Annotated in this window: 15 protein-coding genes, 1 pseudogene and 2 riboswitches; of the genes and pseudogenes, 1 reads left to right on the top strand and 15 read right to left on the bottom strand. The window is 40.4% G+C overall.

Annotated elements, in window-relative coordinates; all coding sequences use genetic code 11:
* Positions 1–167: 167 nt before the first annotated feature.
* Both MUO14_RS15295 and MUO14_RS24610 read right to left on the bottom strand, forming a co-directional pair.
* A complete protein-coding gene (locus tag MUO14_RS15295) occupies positions 168–1,238 on the bottom strand; it encodes a YVTN family beta-propeller repeat protein (protein ID WP_244751486.1) in 1,071 nt (356 codons plus the stop codon).
* Positions 1,239–1,316: 78 nt separating this feature from the next.
* On the bottom strand, positions 1,317–2,117 hold the full coding sequence (locus MUO14_RS24610) for a COG4315 family predicted lipoprotein (RefSeq protein ID WP_318035967.1): 801 nt from the start codon (positions 2,115–2,117) through the stop codon (positions 1,317–1,319).
* Between the two features lie 738 nt (positions 2,118–2,855).
* Between MUO14_RS24610 and MUO14_RS15285 the strand changes: the two genes are divergently transcribed.
* A complete protein-coding gene (locus MUO14_RS15285; protein WP_244751485.1) occupies positions 2,856–4,343 on the top strand; it encodes an APC family permease in 1,488 nt (495 codons plus the stop codon).
* A gap of 473 nt (positions 4,344–4,816) precedes the next feature.
* Here the strand turns inward: MUO14_RS15285 and MUO14_RS15280 are convergent.
* The 13 genes and pseudogenes from MUO14_RS15280 to MUO14_RS15220 form a co-directional block, all read right to left on the bottom strand.
* Positions 4,817–4,996: pseudogene (locus MUO14_RS15280) on the bottom strand (response regulator transcription factor); the annotation flags it as partial.
* Positions 4,997–5,060: 64 nt separating this feature from the next.
* A complete protein-coding gene (locus MUO14_RS15275) occupies positions 5,061–5,825 on the bottom strand; it encodes a thiazole synthase (protein WP_244751484.1) in 765 nt (254 codons plus the stop codon).
* 1 nt (position 5,826) lies between these two features.
* Positions 5,827–6,030, bottom strand: a complete 204-nt coding sequence (gene thiS, locus MUO14_RS15270) for a sulfur carrier protein ThiS (protein ID WP_244751483.1) — start codon at positions 6,028–6,030, stop codon at positions 5,827–5,829.
* On the bottom strand, positions 6,014–7,147 hold the full coding sequence (gene thiO, locus MUO14_RS15265) for a glycine oxidase ThiO (protein ID WP_244751482.1): 1,134 nt from the start codon (positions 7,145–7,147) through the stop codon (positions 6,014–6,016). Before thiO ends, thiS begins: the two co-directional genes overlap by 17 nt.
* A 547-nt stretch (positions 7,148–7,694) precedes the next feature.
* Positions 7,695–7,808, bottom strand: a riboswitch (TPP riboswitch).
* A gap of 179 nt (positions 7,809–7,987) precedes the next feature.
* Positions 7,988–8,155 (bottom strand): serine protease, encoded by a 168-nt coding sequence (locus MUO14_RS15260; protein WP_244751481.1) that lies wholly within the window; start codon positions 8,153–8,155, stop codon positions 7,988–7,990.
* Positions 8,156–8,176: 21 nt separating this feature from the next.
* On the bottom strand, positions 8,177–9,958 hold the full coding sequence (gene thiC / locus MUO14_RS15255) for a phosphomethylpyrimidine synthase ThiC (protein WP_244751480.1): 1,782 nt from the start codon (positions 9,956–9,958) through the stop codon (positions 8,177–8,179).
* Positions 9,959–10,097: 139 nt separating this feature from the next.
* Positions 10,098–10,212, bottom strand: a riboswitch (TPP riboswitch).
* A gap of 333 nt (positions 10,213–10,545) precedes the next feature.
* Complete coding sequence (xsc, locus tag MUO14_RS15250; RefSeq protein WP_244751479.1) at positions 10,546–12,324, bottom strand: sulfoacetaldehyde acetyltransferase; 1,779 nt, start codon at positions 12,322–12,324, stop codon at positions 10,546–10,548.
* A gap of 126 nt (positions 12,325–12,450) precedes the next feature.
* A complete protein-coding gene (locus tag MUO14_RS15245; protein WP_244751478.1) occupies positions 12,451–12,828 on the bottom strand; it encodes a LysR family transcriptional regulator in 378 nt (125 codons plus the stop codon).
* Between the two features lie 58 nt (positions 12,829–12,886).
* Positions 12,887–14,278 (bottom strand): aspartate aminotransferase family protein, encoded by a 1,392-nt coding sequence (locus tag MUO14_RS15240; protein ID WP_244751477.1) that lies wholly within the window; start codon positions 14,276–14,278, stop codon positions 12,887–12,889.
* Between the two features lie 97 nt (positions 14,279–14,375).
* Positions 14,376–15,512, bottom strand: coding sequence for an alanine dehydrogenase (gene ald / locus MUO14_RS15235; RefSeq protein ID WP_244751476.1), 1,137 nt, complete (start codon positions 15,510–15,512; stop codon positions 14,376–14,378).
* A gap of 107 nt (positions 15,513–15,619) precedes the next feature.
* The gene (locus tag MUO14_RS15230; RefSeq protein ID WP_244751475.1) at positions 15,620–16,342 is read right to left on the bottom strand and encodes a GntR family transcriptional regulator; all 723 of its coding nucleotides are present in this window, start codon (positions 16,340–16,342) and stop codon (positions 15,620–15,622) included.
* A gap of 391 nt (positions 16,343–16,733) precedes the next feature.
* Positions 16,734–17,798 carry a YeiH family protein gene (locus MUO14_RS15225; protein ID WP_244751474.1) on the bottom strand — a complete coding sequence of 355 codons (1,065 nt, stop codon included), beginning with the start codon at positions 17,796–17,798 and terminating at the stop codon, positions 16,734–16,736.
* A 277-nt stretch (positions 17,799–18,075) separates the two neighbouring features.
* Positions 18,076–19,521, bottom strand: a complete 1,446-nt coding sequence (locus MUO14_RS15220; protein WP_244751473.1) for an aldehyde dehydrogenase family protein — start codon at positions 19,519–19,521, stop codon at positions 18,076–18,078.
* Positions 19,522–19,570: the final 49 nt, after the last annotated feature.

Genomic DNA, 19,570 nt, shown 5'->3' with positions numbered 1-19,570 from the left:
GGACGGTGCTTTTGTTCATTGGATCAATTCCATGTCCGACTTTTCTTTTATTGTACTGCCCCCCATTATCTTTGTTAAAAATTATCATACGGTATAATGTATGTAGACGGATTCAGTTCAAAACAGAAAAAGGAACTGTCTCTATTCGACAGTTCCGCCTGTTTTGATCAATTTTTTACTGGGTAACTTTCAATTGTACTCACAAAGAATGGAAATTGTTTTGTCTCAATCCTGTCCACGACCTCATTTTTTGATATATCAATAACGGCAACTTTATTTTCCCTGCTAACCGCGACATGAACTTTTTCTCCGTTTGCCGTAACAGTAACTCCATGAGGACCCTTTCCTACCTTAATCTCCTTGATTTTCTTTCTTTTCGAAAGATCAATTACTGAAACAAAATCGGTTCCAATGTTTGCCACGTAGGCATATTTTCCGTCTGGAGTAATATCTATCACGTGATGACCTATACCTGTAGAAATATTTGCAACCATTTCCCCTTTGTCAAGGTCAATCACTCCTACAGCATTTTTTCCAGTTAATGTAACAAGCAATATTCTACCGTTAGGTGTAATATTTATATTATGTGGTGCTCCGTTTACGCCTTCAATCTTGTTGATTACTTTTTGTGTGGAAGTGTCAATCACAGATACTGAGTTTGAACCTGTATTTGTGACATAAAATTTGCTGCTATCCGGACTGGCCACCCCATTATGAGGGGATTTTCCGACTTCAACCTTCCCCGTTGGTTCCATGGTTTGCCTATCAATGACTGTCACCGTACCTTCTCCTTCGTTGATCACGTACGCCCATTTGCCATTAGGTGTGAAATTGATTCCTTTCGGGGACGTCCCAACCGATATAGTTTTAACAACTTGATAAGTTTGGGTGTTAATAATCGAGACACTTTCTGAGCCACTGTTCACCACGTAATCATATTTTCCATCTGGGGACACTTCATTGTAGGTCGGTTTTTTTCCAACCTGAATTGTTTCCATAACTTTGTTATTTGTCAGGTTAATGACTTCGACAGCACCGGAGTCACGATCGTTTACGTACAACATATGTCCATGAGCCATTTTCTCGGAATAAGTGACCTGTTGATCTTCTTTTTCTTTATCCGAGCTTGAACTAGTCGATTCGCTACGATCACCACTACCGCACCCTGAAAGGAGCAACACAAGAAAAAATATCAGAAGGGATCCCTTCATCATTTTGTTGTGGCCACTAGATATCACAAAATCTCTCCTTTATTGGAAATCCTTTTTTAAAAATAAACCAAACATTGATGAGTTCGATGATTGTTCTCCGTTTGATTAAGAAGATGAGGCTATCTGTTGTTTGAGCTCTTTGAGTTTGTCCGTAGTTTCTTCAACCAGCCGTTTCACTTTGTCTGCATCTGGCTGTTCACTTTTTGCTTCAGCAATTAGGGGATACAAACTTTTTTCGATATGTTCATAAGCCTCAGCACTTCGTCTTTCAACCACTTTTTCAATAGGCTCCCAGCTTTCCGACAGAGCTTTTCCTTTATTGTTTATCTTCTTGGCATCATTAGGTGAGGACTGAACTGTGCCTTTTAAATCTTGAAGAGAGGTTAATGCCTTATCGATTCCTTCTGTTAACGAAACATCTTGATCAACGTGTTTCTTAAGGGTCTGGCTATTGACAACATACCAGACATTTTTAACACCTTGACCTTTCACGTTGCCTTTTTCTTTGTCTTTAACAAAGTAATAAAGGGGATAACCTTTGTACGTTGTTTGCTTTTCACCTGTATCTTTTCTGGTAATTGTTCCAAATTCACTTTTGTCGTAACCTTTGGGTACCTTGAAATCCTTGGTGTAGAAAGCGGGCCAATTGCTGAGGCACTTTCCTGTGCAATTGCTCACGCCTTTTTCATCATTCTTGAATATGTAAAGGGTCATGCCTTCCGAATCCGCTAAATATCTCCCGACTTTTTCGTTTTCCATTACCTTAAGGCCTGTTTCTGCAACTTCATCCTTTTTTTCACTTTGGTCTGCGTTGTTTGCAGCACCTTCGCTGTCACTCGAACATGCCGCAAGAACTACTATCGCCATCAAGACTGTTGTTAAGAACCATGATTTTGGATTTCCCATCTAAAAAACCTCCAAGAATATTTCTGGTTGGTAGGGCACTTTCTACATGCTCCTCTCCCACTTTTTTCTACCATACCATAGAAAATGGCGCCTAAATTATACGAATCATTAATGGCTGTTATATAAAAAGATGATAAGACAAAACTGAATCCATTATTTAGATTTATGATCACAGAATCTGATACGATACATCTTCGGAGGATTGATAAAAACCTCCGACCTGCAAGCGTCTACAGTTTTTTACACTTACAATCTCGGATGATAGCTTCGGTTGCTGCATAATTAAATCCATTAGGACAAAAAATAAATGTACAAAGTAATAGAACCCAACTCCATGACATAAAAGAATAGCAAAATGTCAACTGTACATCTTACGTTTATAATATATGAGGCTGAATTTGGGGGGCAATGAATTCTAACGACTTCTCCAAGAGGCTAATATTTCTAGGATGATGGATATACCACACAATAAAAATAGAACAGTTCCTTAATACTTCTTCATAAGCAAAACAAATGATCTTCCTAATATCACGTAATCCCCATGGGTACTACTCCTTTCCCCTTATCAAAAATCAAAATAAACGTTATCCGCATTTTGAATAATCTAAACTTACCGATAATATTGAATCACTTTAAAGACTCTGGTTTAATTAAGTCAACTCAAAATTTTAAGGCTTAGTAATTTGTTCGAACTTGTATGATAACGCTTACAAAAGGTTTACTGAAGGGAGAAAAAATATGGAAGAAAGAAGTGAATTGAAAAAGACATTGAAGCCACACTGGGTCTGGGCAATTGCGTTTGGTTCAGCTGTGGGATGGGGAGCTTTTGTTTTACCTATGGATTGGATGTCAGCAGCCGGCCCCCTTGGAGTTATTATCGGTTTTAGTATCGGTGCAATTTTGATGATTTTAATCGGGGTTAGTTACGGATATCTCATTAAAAAACTCCCCGTTTCTGGTGGAGAATTTGCTTATGCTTATTATGGGTTTGGCCGCTATCATGCTTTTTTTTGTGGGTGGTTTTTAACCTTAGGTTATATGTGTATTGTAGCATTAAACGCATCAGCACTTGCCTTGCTCGTGAAATTTGTGCTTCCTAGTGTGGCGATGCAAGGACTGATGTACAATATTGCTGGCTGGAATGTATATGCTGGTGAAGTTTTGATCGCTTGCATTGCGCTCATTGCTTTTGCCTACTTAAATATCCGAGGTAGTAGCTTATCCGGACTTATGCAATTTATCTTCTGCATTACGCTTGTGGCGGGCATTATTTTATTATTTTTATCAATGATCCTTCATCCCTCTAGTTCATTTACAAATATCCAACCTCTTTTTAAACCAGGGGTAAGTGCTGTCGCTGCCGTTATTGCGATCGTCGCCATTTCTCCTTGGGCTTTTGTCGGGTTTGACAACATTCCACAAGCAGCCGAAGAATTCAACTTCTCTCCACAAAAAGCATTTAAGCTTATCGTTCTAGCACTAATTTGTGCCGCTTTTACTTACTCATTGACCATTATAGCTACTGCTGTTGCAATGCCATGGCAAACGCTGATTAACCAAGGAACGATATGGGGAACCGGTGATGTCGTTAATAACGCGTACGGTACAATTGGCGTACTGTTGCTCTCTTTTTCGTTGTGTATGGGGATTTTCACAGGATTAAACGGCTTTTACGTGTCAACAAGCAGACTACTTTTTGCGATGGGAAGAGCAAGCATTCTCCCGCGCGCTTTTGCTAAACTACACCCGAAATACGAAACTCCTTATGTGGGGATTGCCTTTACATGTATCGTCACTTTATTTGCACCATTCTTTGGTAGACAGGCACTGTTGTGGGTAGTCGATATGTCAGCAATTGGCGTTACCATAGCTTATTTCTATTGTTGTGTGGTGGCATACCGACTGTTTAGATGGTCTGAATCTGAAAACAACAAAACATTAGCTGTCTCACCTTTTAAAAAATTTATGACGTTATTGGGTGTAATTAGTAGTTTAGGTTTCCTATTATTACTTATTGTACCCGGGTCACCAGGATTTTTAGGTACACCATCTTGGGTCGCCCTCTTTATATGGGTTATATTGGGTCTGATTTTCTACTCAGTAAAACGTAAGGACCTTGCTAGTATTCCCAAGGAAACACTTGACTACAATGTATTCGGCAACACACTTGATCACGAGGCTGCATCAGCAGGGAGTGAATCCTATCTTAAAAAAAAGGACGCTTAGTTACCTGATCTAATTCATCCAAAAAGAAGGTACCCTCCTTCCATAGGGGAGGATCTCAGTGGTGTAAACAAGAATTGGGCGGCAAGTAAATCTATTATTGCTGAAGGGACGGAGTCTGTCGTCATGATTGATTGGTTCATTATCTGCTGAACATGAATAATCACCATAAAAAAAGAAAATTAAGAAAGATAAAAAGCTCTATTAAAGAATACTTTGGGAGAAATGATACGAGATCTTCAATCTTTTATTTCTTATGCAGGAGGGAAGAAATCTTTAATGTAGACTATGTCGTCGGAAGAATTCAACTTTAGCAATGATATAGATATTAAAGGGTATTAAAAGAATGTAGAATCCAAGAAATACTCGATGTTATATTTAACAGCCAGATGAGCGAGATACTTTAGTACTCGCTCATCTTTTTAGTTTGCCGCCGTACTATTTTAAATCTTCCTCCATTGCTAGTTATTTATCTATTAGATAACTTCAACCCAGCCATTTTTAATGGATATAACGAGGGCTTGTGTACGGTCGTTGACTTTCATTTTTTGCAAGATATTGCTCACATGGTCTTAACCGTTTTGTCACTGATATAAAGCGATTCAGCCACTACGGTTACTATTACCGTTCGCCAGCAGTTGCAGTATTTCACATTTCTAATAAAATTTGCTCCTCTGGCCCTATCGGGCAAAACGTTCCTGGCGAGAATAGCGTCAGACATTATCTGATCATTCCGCTTTCCGGACTGCTTTTTGAAGCATACATTTTTCTTGGAATTCTCCCAGCCTCATAACCTAACCTGCCCGATTGGATGGCTAACTTCATCGCCTCTGCCATTTTCACAGGATCTTCTGCACCCGATATAGCCGTATTTAATAGAACGCCATCTGCACCAAGCTCCATCGCAAATGTGGCATCCTTCGGTGATCCTATCCCTGCATCAACAATGACCGGAATATTTGATTGTCGAATAATGAATTGCAGATTCATCGAGTTGACAATTCCTTGACCAGAACCGATAGGAGAAGCCCCTGGCATGATCGCATGGATACCTTCGTCCTCTAAACGCTTCGCCAGTACCACATCATCCGAGATATAGGTAAGTACAGTGAATCCTTCATTCAGTAGTTGAACTGAGGCTTTCATAGTTTCAAACGGGTCTGGCAGTAATGTCTTGTCACATCCTATTACCTCCACTTTAATCATGTCACACAAACCGGATCCACTAGCAAGGCGCGCGATTCTTACGGCTTCTTCAGCTGTCTTTGCACCAGCAGTATTAGGGAGCAATGAATATTTTTGCAAGTTAATTTCCTCAAGTAAATTTGGTTCATTTGAATCAAAAATGTTCATTCTTCTAACAGCAAAGGTTAAGACTTCGGTTTCTGAAGCTTTCACAGCTTCTTTTTGTATTTCAAAGCTAGGGTATTTTCCGGTTCCTAACATCAATCGAGAACCAAATGTCTTATTTCCAATTTCAAACATTTCATCCACCTCCCACAAAATGTACAATTTCCAGCGTATCTCCATTTGCTACCTTTGTATTTTTATAATCATTTCTACTCACAATTTCTTTATTGTGCTCTACTACAGAAGTTCTTTTTTGAATATTATAACTATCAAACAACTCAGAAATCGTTATTTCGGTGTCTGGTAAATCAATGTTTCTGCCGTTAACGTAAATATTCATAAAGTGTCCCTCCTTGAATTTGAAAGCGATTGGGCGAAAACATGTCTTGAAAGGATTGATAATGCACTCCTCTATTTACAATGAGATCCTTGATCATTTTTCCAGTAGCGGGTGCTAGTAAAATGCCATTTCGATAGTGGCCAGTGGCAAAAAAGAACCCAGAAAGTGTCGGATGTTCTCCTATAATTGGAAAACCATCCGTTGAACCTGGTCTAATTCCTGACCAATAGTCTTGAAAGGATTCCTCTTTAAGGTCAGGAAATATAGAAAACACTTGATTCATCAGGCTTGATAAGCCACCTGCGGTAGTGGTAACGCTTTGGTCATTTGGCTTTGAGGTGGCCCCAACAATATAGCGACCATCCGGTTTTGGCACGATGTAAAAATTGTTAAGGAATAATGCTTCCTTAAAATAATTTTTTCTTGGTTTAATGGAAAAGCATTCTCCTTTTGTAGGTACCATGGGATTCTTAAGTCCCGTAGATTCAAACCACCATCCACTGTCAGCTCCTGAGGCCACAACTACTTTTTCTGCTGTAAGTAAACCGTTTTCTGACTTTATGGTAAAAACTCCATCTTTTTTTTCTATCCCTAATACAGTATTGTTTTCTACTAATTCCCCTCCATATGATAAAGCAGCTTTTTTAAATGCTTCACATACGTTAGTTGGTTCCACATGGCCATCTTCTTTCATATATAGTGCTCCTAAGGCATATTTAAGGTGAGGAATTCTATCCCTTAACTGTTGTCCCTCAAGCCACTCCAGGTTCGGAAATGAGGTTTTCTTAGAAAGTAATTCGTTCTTCTGCCCATGGTCTACTGCAATTTCTATCATTCCAACTAGGGAAAGACCTATATCTATAGCCGTCAATTCACTCAATTCCTTACTTAAGTCTTGGTATAAATCTCTACTCGTCATACAGAATTGGTGATAAATACCCGATGTTTTATTTTCAGTGTGCACCCCAAGCATGCCAGCTGCTGCTCTAGTGGATTTTCTAGCACTGGTATGTTTTTCAACCACTATTGCAGGAACCCCGCTTTTATTTAAATAGTAGGAAATAGAATGACCTATAATGCCTCCTCCAATGACCAGAACTTCATAGTGTTCATTCATAAAACAAAGTCCCCTTTTTATAATTTTTTACAGCTTTAAGTGGATCTTCTTCACTAAATATTCCTGACATTACAGCAGCACCCTCTGCTTTCTTTTTATATAAAAAATCTCTATTTTGTCAGCAGTAACCCAGCCAATAGCGATAACGAGCGAGGTAGTGATCTTTCTAGCTTCTCTACACCCCTTAGCTCTACCCCTCTTTTACTGGTAATCTCTTTTCCGATAGATGAAGATTATATATCCCAAACAAACAGGTATGTCTACTCGATCGTGAATGCAAAGCTTCTGCTTATTTTACCCCACTTTCTACTAAGGCCTTTACAAAAGAAGAGATATTCATAAGAAGACTTTTGGTGTTCCCTTAAAATCTACCAAAGGAGCAATTTTTTAATTATCACCAACAACCAGACTTATTCCATTTGTAACTACCATAGGTTCATACCAGCACTTCCTTGAATATAAAGCATTAAAAATGCCACTTTCCCGAAAGGAAAAGTGGCATGTCCCATTTAACAAAAACATGAATTATAAATTTCACATTTATATTTAAAAAGTTCTGTCACTTTCCTCCGCTGGTTTTCACAAACCAGTTCAGGTTCAAAGAGTCTCTAAGTTATACTTTGATCTCAGCCATTAAGTAAAGGCACCCCTAGTGAATTAATTATAAAATTTTGTAAATGATTTTGTTTGTACTTTACATTATTTTTACCCGTGGTCTATAGAATTTTCTGAATTTATTTCATTAATCCGACAATTACCTGCTTTTTATTGACGTAAAGACATTTCCAACAGCCTGCTCCCCTCATCAGGCTTGCCATGTACCACGTTTGAGCTTTTCAGTTAGTAATATAATGCTTCTGTCTTATTACATTTCACACATTTTTCATAATTATTATTCCCTTTAAACTGATGATCACAATTTTGTTGAATCTCTTTTAAACAATTCTTCAAAGAAGCAAGGTGATTTTTCGTTTGATTAATTTCTTCTTCGATGTTTTGAACCATCATCCGTACGCCCTCCTAAGAAAGTTACTGATAAATATTACCCCCAGATTTCTTAAATTCTTCAGCTTTCTCCTGCATCCCTTTTTCAATAGCCTCTTTCGTAAAAAGTTCATTATCTTTTGCATAATTACGAATATCTTGAGAAATTCTCATACTACAGAATTTTGGTCCGCACATGGAACAAAAGTGAGCCGTTTTTGCACCTTCAGCAGGTAGTGTTTCATCATGATACTCAATAGCACGCTCTGGATCCAAAGATAAGTTAAATTGATCTCTCCAACGAAATTCAAAACGTGCTTTTGACAAGGCGTCATCCCGTTCTTGGGCCCCTGGATGTCCTTTTGCTAAATCAGCTGCATGGGCCGCGATTTTATAAGTAATAACCCCTTCACGAACATCATCCCTATTGGGTAAACCTAAATGTTCTTTTGGCGTTACATAACAAAGCATTGCGGTTCCATACCAACCAATCATAGCTGCGCCAATCGCAGAAGTAATGTGATCATAACCAGGAGCTACATCCGTTGTAAGTGGTCCAAGTGTATAAAAGGGGGCTTCCTGACACACTTCTAATTGTTTGTCCATGTTTTCTTTAATAAGATGCATGGGCACATGGCCTGGTCCTTCAACCATCACCTGTACATCGTACTCCCATGCGATTTTTGTCAGCTCTCCCAGAGTTTCTAGTTCAGCAAACTGGGCTTCATCATTTGCATCCGCAATGGACCCAGGACGTAACCCATCCCCCAGGGAGAAGGAGATATCGTAGGCTTTCATAATTTCACAAATCTCTTCAAAATGAGTATACAAAAAGCTTTCTTGGTGGTGATACAAGCACCACTGTGCCATGATCGATCCACCACGAGAAACAATACCCGTTAAACGTTCTGCTGTTAGTGGCACATATCGCAAAAGAACACCTGCATGGATCGTGAAGTAGTCCACACCTTGCTCTGCTTGTTCGATCAACGTATCACGATAAATCTCCCACGTCAGGTCCTCAGCAACACCATTGACTTTTTCTAATGCTTGATAAATGGGGACAGTACCAACCGGAACGGATGAGTTTCGAATGATCCATTCTCGAGTTGTGTGAATGTCTTTCCCCGTTGATAGGTCCATGATATTATCTGCGCCCCAACGTGTGGCCCAAGTCATTTTTTCAACTTCCTGTTCAATAGAGGATGAAACAGCTGAATTTCCAATATTCGCGTTAATTTTGACGTGGAAATTACGACCTATAATCATAGGTTCGATCTCTGGGTGATTAATATTAGATGGGATTATTGCACGGCCTTTTGCCACTTCATCTCGGACAAACTCCGGATCCATACTTTCCCTTATTGCGATAAACTCTATTTCAGGAGTAATCGTTCCCTGTTTAGCATAATGAAGTTGCGAGACATTTTTCCCCTTTTTGGCACGTAATGGTTTACGATTTAATCCAGGGAATACTTTATCGTTTGCACGAGGATCATTTTCCTTATACCCATTATCTTCAGGTTGGATTTCGCGGTTTTCATATTGTTCCACATCGCCTCGTTCTTGAATCCATACACTTCGAAGGGCTGGAAGGCCTTTGGTAATATTAACGGAATAATTCGGGTCTGTATAAGGACCACTTGTATCATACACACGCAATGGAGGATTTTCCTCTTCCCCAAAAGTACCTGTTGTTGGACTTAACTCGATTTCACGCATGGGGACTTTTATGTCGGTTCTTGAACCTGGCACATATACTTTTTGACTTCCTGAAAAACTAGACATGATGGAAATGTTTTTTTTGTTTAATGAAGATGGTGACATAATAAATCTCTCCTTTTTTTGGTATAAAGGACGAGACAGACTACACCAAGTGGAAAAGCTTATTGAAGCACATAAAAAAGCCGGGTCCATAATAAATGGTTGGACCCGGCTAATATGTATACAGAAGTTGTGTTAGCAATGATGATTGTTCTAACTTCCCTACGCTGGCATAATCCAGATCAGGTCCAAAGAGTCAAGAAACTTCAACGCGTTTCCTTCTCAGCCCAGCTTATTGGGCTCCCCTAGTTATTTCTATTCAATTTGACTACAGTATATATGAATCTTGAAAAAAATCCAATACCTAACTTGAGAATAATCTTTTCAACTCAACAAAATACAGTATTCATTTTTAGATTCCTCACCGATACTCATGCGTAAACTATCATGCTTGTTCCCGAACTCGTAATTTACCTATTATCCCTCCATGAACTTTAACATAGGGCTAGCTATGAAGTACCTGCAAAATAGACGAGAACGGTCAGATGAGCACAAACTTAGTACTTATGCAATGGGTTGCCCCCCCTGTTTAAACAGGGAGCAACTTGTTCAATGTCAGTTGAATACGTTATGCTCTTTAGCCTATAATACTATTCTTTTCCCCAACTTTCAAAATCTAGATGCTTATATTTAGCAAGGTAACGCGTTGGCATTTTCAGTGCATCTTTTCTAAACGGTGGTGCCAGTTGTGTTCCGTCTACTTGAATGTCAATAACGGTTGGCTTTTTGGATTTTATAGCCTCGGCTATTACTGGTCCGACATCTTCTGGCTTATCTACTCTGTACCCTTGCGCACCCATTGACCTAGCCACTTCGGCAAAATCAGGGGAATCAATATCTGCACCGACAAAGCGATTATCATAGTAATCTACTTGGTTCTTCTTCTCCGCACACCATGCGTTGTTATTAAACACACAGGCAACGACCGGAATATTCTGCTCTACTGCTGTACTAACTTCGTGGAGACTCATGCCCCATGCACCATCACCGACAATGGCCACCGCGGGACTATTCGGATCACCTAATTGCGCCCCCAATGCCGCCGGATAAGCAAATCCTGTATTACCAAATGTAAGTGCCGCAATATGTTTTCTTCCTTGGTTGAATTTCAAATAGGCATTGGCTGTGGATGAAACGTTTCCGATATCTGATGAGATCATCGTTCCTTCAGGTACTGCTCTCGTTAACTCTAGCAAGGCGCGGCGAGGGTTGATAGGATTTCCGTCTTCCATTGCGAGGGATACGAGTTCTTCTTCCCATTTTTCTCTTTCATGTGTGACTTCTTGTAACCGATCTTGGTTTTGTACCGGATTAGGGGCTTCCTCCTGCAATCGTTTGACGAGCTCGTCACATGCTGATTTAGCATCTGCAATTAAACCGACCTCAATCGGATGTGTACGTGCTATATTTCGAGGGTTAATATCAACCTGAATAATCTTGGCGTCTTCAGGAAAATAATCAATGTCATAACAAGGTAATGTTCCAAACACCGATAACCTTGTGCCGATGGCGAGTACGACGTCTGCTTTTTTCAACGTATTCATGGCAGCTTTTGACCCCATATATCCAATTGGCCCAACAGCTAATGGGTGGTTATCCGGGAAGGCATCGTTATGCATGTAGGAAACCGCCACAGGGGCTGTTAAATGTTCGGCAATTTCTTTGACTGTATCAATCCCATCAGAATCTACAGTTCCTCGACCGGAGATAATGACCGGATACTCTGCGTTTTTAAGCAGTTCAACCGCGTTATCCAACTGGGCCGGATCACCGCTTCCACGAGAATCCACACGATATTGATAAGGTTCCAAAATTTGATCTTCTAATTCACCGTAAAAATAATCACGGGGGATATCGAATAGTACTGGCCCTCGTTCGGCATATGCAATTCTAAATGCTGTACGCAGGCAATCAGCTACGCGGCTGACGTGGGTTACCTGAACCGTTTCCTTCGTAATGTCCTCAAACACAGAGACCTGATTGCATTCTTGGAAACCATCCCATCCAACTGTCGGCGTACCTGCAGATGGTGAAATTACGACCATAGGGGTGTGTGCCTGATTCGCTGCTGCCACAGAAGTTACCATATTTGTAATCCCCGGTCCATTCTGACCAACTACTACACCTGCTACTCCTGTTACACGAGTATAGGCATCAGCCATATGTGCGGTTGTTTGTTCATGACGTACCGGCAGGAACCGAATATCGGCAGTAGGTAATAGATCAAGCATATCCATAAACGCCGACCCCAAAATTCCATAAACCTCTTTTACTCCTTCAGCCACTAGGGTTTCTACAATCGCTTCACTTGGCGTCATTTTAACCTTTTTCCCTCTCAGTTGCTTCACTTCGGACTCTACTTTTGCCATACGAAATTCCTCCTAAATTAATTATATATATTTATTCCCCTGTCTAGCATACTGGGGATTCTAACGTTAATTTTTTATCTAAAGGTTTAATAGAATGAAGAAATAATTCTGCTGTAGACTTCAACACTACATCCCGATGATAGACGTCAAAGGATATTCTTTTCTAAACTCCCCTAAAATTTGCGGAAGAATATTCTCACCAATGGTTAGGCTGCAGGCGATTTTTAGGTCACCATAAACTTGATCAGACATGCTCATAATTTCCTTTTCAGCTGTTTCGCTTATCTTGATGATTTCTTTAGCATAACGATAAGGAACATTGGCAGCCTGTGTTAGTTGAACCTGTTTCGTCGTTCGTTCGAACAATGTCGTATTCAAGTCTTTTTCTAGTAATTTTATCTGGGATGTAATCGTTGGTTGGGATAAATAGAGTAATTTAGCTGCTTCAGAAAAGCTTTTCTTACCAGCCACTGTGATGAAAGTTTGTAGCTTCTCATAGTTCATAATCGCTCACCTTTCTATGAGAGGGTGTTCAAAGAACACCTAGCAATAAGCTGCTAATTCAATTTTTACTTGTTTTTTCGATTTTAACGTAGGCTTTTAAATCATAAAACGCTGACTTCACTGTATTCACTACAAACTCTAAATCATCTTCTGTTGAGGAGAGGGGTGGCGCTATAATTAGTACGTTATTGTAACCAGGTACGGTGTCACCGTTGCGTCCGATAATTAATCCATTTTCTTTACATTTCCCAATAATGGAACCAATCAATTGGTCGGAGGCCGGTTTTTTGGTCTGCTTATCCTCGACCATTTCGATGCCATAAAGGAAACCAACGCTCCTGACTTCGCCGACATTCTCGTGTTCGATCAACTCTTTTAGTTGCCCTAAAATGGTTTCCCCTAGCTCATCGACTCGATTCACAAGATTTTCTCTCTCAATAATTTCAATATTTTTTAAGGCAACCGCACACGATGCTGGGTGTCCCCCGTATGTGGAAACGTGTCTAAAGTGGTTATGGTCACCGGCTTCTTTAAATTTTTCGTAGATGTCAGATTTAACGGCCGTTGCCCCTAATGGCAAGTAACCACTTGTCAATCCTTTTGCCATCGTAACGATATCTGGTTCAACACCCTCTGTGTGCATGAATCCAAACATCTTTCCGGTACGTCCGAAGCCTGAAACCACTTCATCCATTATTAGGAGCACATCATGTTTTTTACAAATCTCGGAAACTCGTTTTAAATAGGCTTTAGATGGTATGATGACTCCCCCGCCAGAAATAAACGGCTCCATAATGACACCGGCTACGGATTCTGCCCCCTCCCACGTAATCATTTGATCAATCATTTCTGCGGCGATTAAATCGCTTTTTTCCGCATCTTCATCAAAAAGGCTACGGTAACTATATGGAGGCGGGGTATGGAGAAAGCCCGGTACACCTGGATCATATTTCATACGACGATTCGCTTGCGCTGTTGCACTTAATGCCCCTAAGGTCGTTCCATGGTACGCACGGTATCTTGAAATAAATTTGTACTTTCCAGGATTTCCGTTTTGATCGTGATATTGACGAGCAATCTTAAAGGCAGCTTCGTTGGCTTCAGATCCGCTATTTGAGAAAAATGTTTTATAGGATCCCCCTAAAAGTTGACTGATTTTCGCCGATAAGTTAATAGCCGGCATATGGCTCAACGTCAATGGAAAATATGATAATTGCTTCATTTGCTCACTTGCAGCATCAATGATTTCTTGTCGGCCATGACCTAAATTTAAACACCATAACCCTGATACCCCATCTAAATATCTATTCCCATTCACATCTGTAAACCATGAACCCTCACCAGATTCCGCGACCATCGTTGGTTGGTTTTCAACATGACGATGCATGGCATGCCATAGATGATCCGTATCCTTTTTCACCAAACTATCCATTTCTTCTTTTACCTTCATCACATTCATCCCCTTTAATAGATGATTAAGATACAAGCTTTAGAAATCGGCAACAGAAACATCAAGCTACATCTAATGTCTTTCCTTTACGAATAAATCATGATGAAGTGGTGGCTAAATCCTCTAGCAATAATTCGGCCGGTTGATAAGGTAAACCTAAGGCTTTCGCTACCGCTGGATGTGTAACGTATCCCTTTAACGTGTTAATCCCTTGGGCTAATGCTTTATTTCCGCTGATCGCTTGCTTATATCCTTTACTTGCAAGTAACACACCGTACTGAGTTGTCACGTTTGTCAAAGCATAAGTCGATGTACTTGATACGGCCCCAGGGATATTGGCGACTGCATAATGGACGACCCCATGCTTCACATACGTTGGCTGATCATGAGTCGAAATTCGATTGGCTGTCTCAATGGATCCCCCCTGATCAATGGCCACGTCAACAATAACTGAACCATCCCTCATCGTTTTGACCATGTCCTCTACAACTAGTTGAGGAGCCTTTGCACCGGGGATTAATACCGCGCCAACCAATAAATCCGCTCTTTCCACTGCAGCTGCAATATTGAATTCATTTGACATAACCGTGTTGATTTGACCGCTAAATTCATTATCCAATTCTCTTAGTCTGTTAGGGTTAATGTCCAGCAAAGTCACATTGGCACCTAAACCCAATGCCATCTTAGCTGCATTCGTCCCAACTATACCTCCGCCGAGAATGACAACATCCCCTGCTTGAACCCCGGGTACTCCACCTAAAAGGGTGCCTTTTCCGCCATTTAACTTTTCTAAAAAATGAGCCCCAATTTGTATAGACATTCTTCCAGCTACCTCGCTCATAGGCGTTAGTAATGGAAGGGCACCGTTGTCTAGTTGGATGGTTTCATAGGCGATGGCAGTAACTCTGCATTCTAGAAGTGCTGCGGTAAGGCCCGGTTCCGCAGCAAGATGAAGATAAGTGAACAAGATTAATCCCTCACGGAAGTATTGATATTCCTCTGGCTGCGGTTCTTTCACTTTGAGCACCATTTCAGCTTCCCAAACATCTTGCGGTGAAGGCATGATTATGGCTCCAGCTGCCTTATACTCTTGATCAGAAATCCCACTGCCTACCCCGGCACCACTTTCCACCCAAACTTCATGGCCTGCCTTTCTATAAGCCGTTATTCCAGCAGGTGTAATAGCCACACGGTTTTCGTTATTCTTTATCTCCCTAGGTATCCCTATAATCATTTGCTTTCCTCCTCTTTGTAATGAATCATTCTTCCATCTGCCTTGTTCCTACAAGGTCATCAGGACATCGCATTGTCCGGACCAGTTTAAAGATGAAATAATCCTAGTTAGCTATTTTTTCTTGATAAATTGATAGAAAACGAATACATGTCTGAACGGTAGAAGCCTTCTTGATATTCAACGAGATCCCCTTCGTTATCATAAATCATTCGATTGATGATCAAAGTACATGAAGCTGGAGATACACCTAAAAGTTTTGCATCGCTTTCATGAAATGGACCACTCGTGATCATTTGCTCTGCATCTGCAAAATGTATTTCCAATTTCTTCTCAAGTAAATCGTAAAGGGTTGCGTTATCTAAGTCATATTGCGCAAGCTTTCTCCCGATCTCGACGGGGTAGTATTGATTTTCTATGGCGATTGGAACGTCGTCTGCATAGCGAACCCTTTTAATAAAGTATGCAACATCAAGTCCGGTTAATGTACTAACTGATTGATCTGGTTTAATAATCCCGTGGTCAATTAGTTTTGCTCCCGGCTTCATCCCCATTCCGCGAATCGTTTCTGTCGTACTGCCTAAGTACCCTAACCATTCTTGAATAGGCTTAAATGAAATAAATGTCCCTTTACCCTTCTTTTTTTCTAGAGCGCCATCCCGGACTAGAAGATTAATGGCCTCTCTGACTGTGCTACGGCTAATCGAGAAATCCTCCATAAATTCCCTTTCACTCGGAATTTTTGTTTTATATTTCCCGTCAAAAATTTCTTTTTCTAAGATCTCCTTCAGTTGAATATGAAGTGGAACAGGGTTTGTATGATCTAAAGACATTGGTGAGACCTCCACTTTTTTCAAAATAAAACATCTACCAATTTGCAAGCGGTTTCAATGCCAAGTAAAGTTTAATCTCTCTATCCATCACATCCCCCTTTCACTGATCCTACTCGATTGCAGATCTATTCGTAATCCTTTCAAGTAGGTTATGAATTTATTTAGTTCATCTATATCTAAATTATAAACTTGCCGGTTCGAAATTTTCAATAAATTCTGATATCAGAATCCTTAATAACTGAAATAGGAAAATATTATAAAGTGGGAAGGAAGCTTTTATATGGTATATAATCTTTACGCTGTTCACGAGGACCCCTGTTATAAGCGTGATCCCGAAACAAGTCAACATAGGATATTCGTCTGTTTGAAACTAAAAACTTTTTAAAAACAACTATAAGGTGAAAAAGGTAAGGACAGATAACAGTAAAGATGTAATGAGCATCGCAATAAACGGACGGGACGCTTTTGTTCGCAAAGCTTGGAAACTGACGTTTAATCCGAGTCCAACCATCGCCATGGTTAGAATAAACGTGGATAGATAAGCTATTCCATCCATGATTGTTACCGGTATTTCAATATATTCCCCAATGACATAGCTTCCAAAGAGACTCATGACGATAAAGCCAATTAAAAACCACGGGAAATCCACCTTTGTTTTACCAGCATCATTAACGTTTCGCTTCTTCATCCAATACATTAGAATAAAACATAAAGGAACCAATAAAAAGACTCGACCTAATTTAGCTAATAGAGCAATAGCTAATGCATCTTCTCCTCCAGGTGCAGCAGCTAAGGCAACATGAGCAATTTCATGTAAACTTATCCCAGACCAAACCCCATAGTCGGAACCGGATATAGGCAAGAAAGGTCGAATCACAGTATAAAGTAGAGCGAAAACGGTTCCGGCTAAAGCAATAATACCTACCCCGATCGCCGTATCCTCCTCTTCAGATTTCACAATTGGTGATACAGCTGCAATAGCTGCTGCACCGCAAACGGCTGTTCCGACTGCAAGGAGAAGGGATAATACAAAATCGGCCTTTAACCATTTCGCTATCAACAGCATAATTGCCATGGCAAAAACAATGGTTCCGATATCACGAACTAGTAAGGGCATACCCTGATTAAAGATAACCGCAATATTTAATTTTAATCCGTATAACACAATGGCATACCTAAGTAATTTTTTAGCGGAAAATTCGATTCCCGGACGGATTTTCTCGGGATATTCCCAAATTTGACGGCAAATGATGGCGATGATGATTGCACAAGCAAGAGGGCCTACGCGGTCAAACCCAGGTATTTTTGCTAACCCAAGCCCCAATAATGCAATGAAAAAAGTGAATGCAATTCCGCCGATCCACGGTAACGCCCGATTCGGTCTCTTTCCTGATTTTTTCTGTTGCCCTGAAGAAGGTACCTCATCTAATTTCTCCGTAATTTCTTGTTGTGCCATTTTCAACATACTCCTTTCCATCTTTTTTTAAACCATAGCACAGAAAATGGTCTTGAAATTATACGGATAATTAATGGCTGTTATATAGAAAGATGATAAGACTAACTGATAGATGGAAATGCCGTGAAAATGTATTGACGGTTTTTAATCTTCTAACCTTCCAATGGGGAAAGGAATGCGGTACCTGCCCCATTGGAAGGTTAGAAGATTTGTGCTTTTTTACGATTCGAAGGGCAAAAGGGAAAATAACCGTAATAAAAAGCAGGCGCAAGGCCTGCTATCTGTGCTGGTCATAATATACGGTCTTGACCTGGGTGTAAAAATCAATGGCTGTTTTACCTTGTTCTCGAGGGCCATCACTGGAATTTTTCATTCCTCCAAACGGTATTTGTGGTTCCGCGCCTGCAGTTTCAGAATTCACATGTACCATGCCTACCTCGATTTGATCGATGAATTGCTGAGCCCGGCTTAGGTTATTGGTGCATATGGATGCACTCAGTCCAAATTCTGTGTCATTGGCCATCTGAACGGCTTCTTGGTAATCAGCAGCTTTTAATAAAGCGATAACTGGGCCGAAGATCTCTTCTGTCGCTATACGTGCATTTTGAGACGAGAGTTCAAAAATGGTTGGTTGGATATAATAACCGTTTTCGAGTTCAGATGTTTTTATCGATTCCCCACCGCAAAGAAGGTTACCTTCATTTTTTCCTTGATCAATCATACGGAGCACTGTTTCGTACTGGGATTGGGATACACATGGTCCCATAAAAGAATCATCTACTAATGGATTTCCTACCTTTAGACTTTGAGTACGTTCTATCAGTCGATCACGGAAACTTTCATAGATTTCTTCTTCTACGATCACACGGCTGGTTGCTGTGCATTTTTGCCCGGTGGATTGATAAGCTCCTTTGATGGCCAGCTCAACTGCATTATCGATTCCGGCATCAGCTAATATGACCAATGGATTTTTACCACCCATTTCAAGTTGTACCTTTTTACCGTTAGCCATTGCTTTACTTTGAATAGCTCTGCCAACTGAGTTAGACCCGGTAAATGAGATACCTTTAATCCCCCGGTTTTCTACAAGTTCGTTTCCAACCACAGAACCGCGTCCAAATACACAGTTAACAACACCTGCTGGCAAACCAGCTTCATGAAAGGCATTCATAAGGTGATATACACACTTAGGTGTTAAGTCTGCTGGTTTTATAACAACAGTGTTGCCGTAAATTAAGGCTGGAGCCATCTTCCATGCTGGAATAGCGATAGGAAAATTCCACGGGGTAATTAATCCCACAGGGCCTAATGGTGTGCGTTTGGTATAAACCGTGGTTTCCGAGTTAGCTGAAGGGATAACACTGCCAATTGGCTGCATTGCTTCTCCTGCATAGTATTTAAGGATATTAATCGCACGGCGTGTTTCGCCAATGCCTTCCGTTAAAGTTTTCCCTTCCTCGAGCGTAAGATCTCGTCCAATTTCTTCTGTGTTCTCTTCTAAAATTTCTGCTGCTTTTAGTAAGTAAGTACCTCTCTGTTGATAGGAGAGCTTTTTCCAAGAGGGAAAAGCTTTATTTGCTGAACTGATGGCTTTTTGTACATCTGCTTCTGTACTGACAGGGAATTCTTCAATTTCTTGACTGTCGTGAGGGCTGACGTTATTTTTATAATCGCCAGAAATAGGTTCCTGCCATTGGCCGTTAATGTAGTTTGAATGACTCATCTTTTATCCTCCCCATTACCTCTATTAATCCAGAACCTGATCCAAATGT

It is taken from the genome of Halobacillus shinanisalinarum, assembly GCF_022919835.1.
GTDB classification, from domain to species: Bacteria; Bacillota; Bacilli; order Bacillales; family Halobacillaceae; genus Halobacillus_A; species Halobacillus_A shinanisalinarum.
Note: the sequence above shows the minus strand (reverse complement) of the source record. Positions and strands in the feature narration are given on the sequence as shown.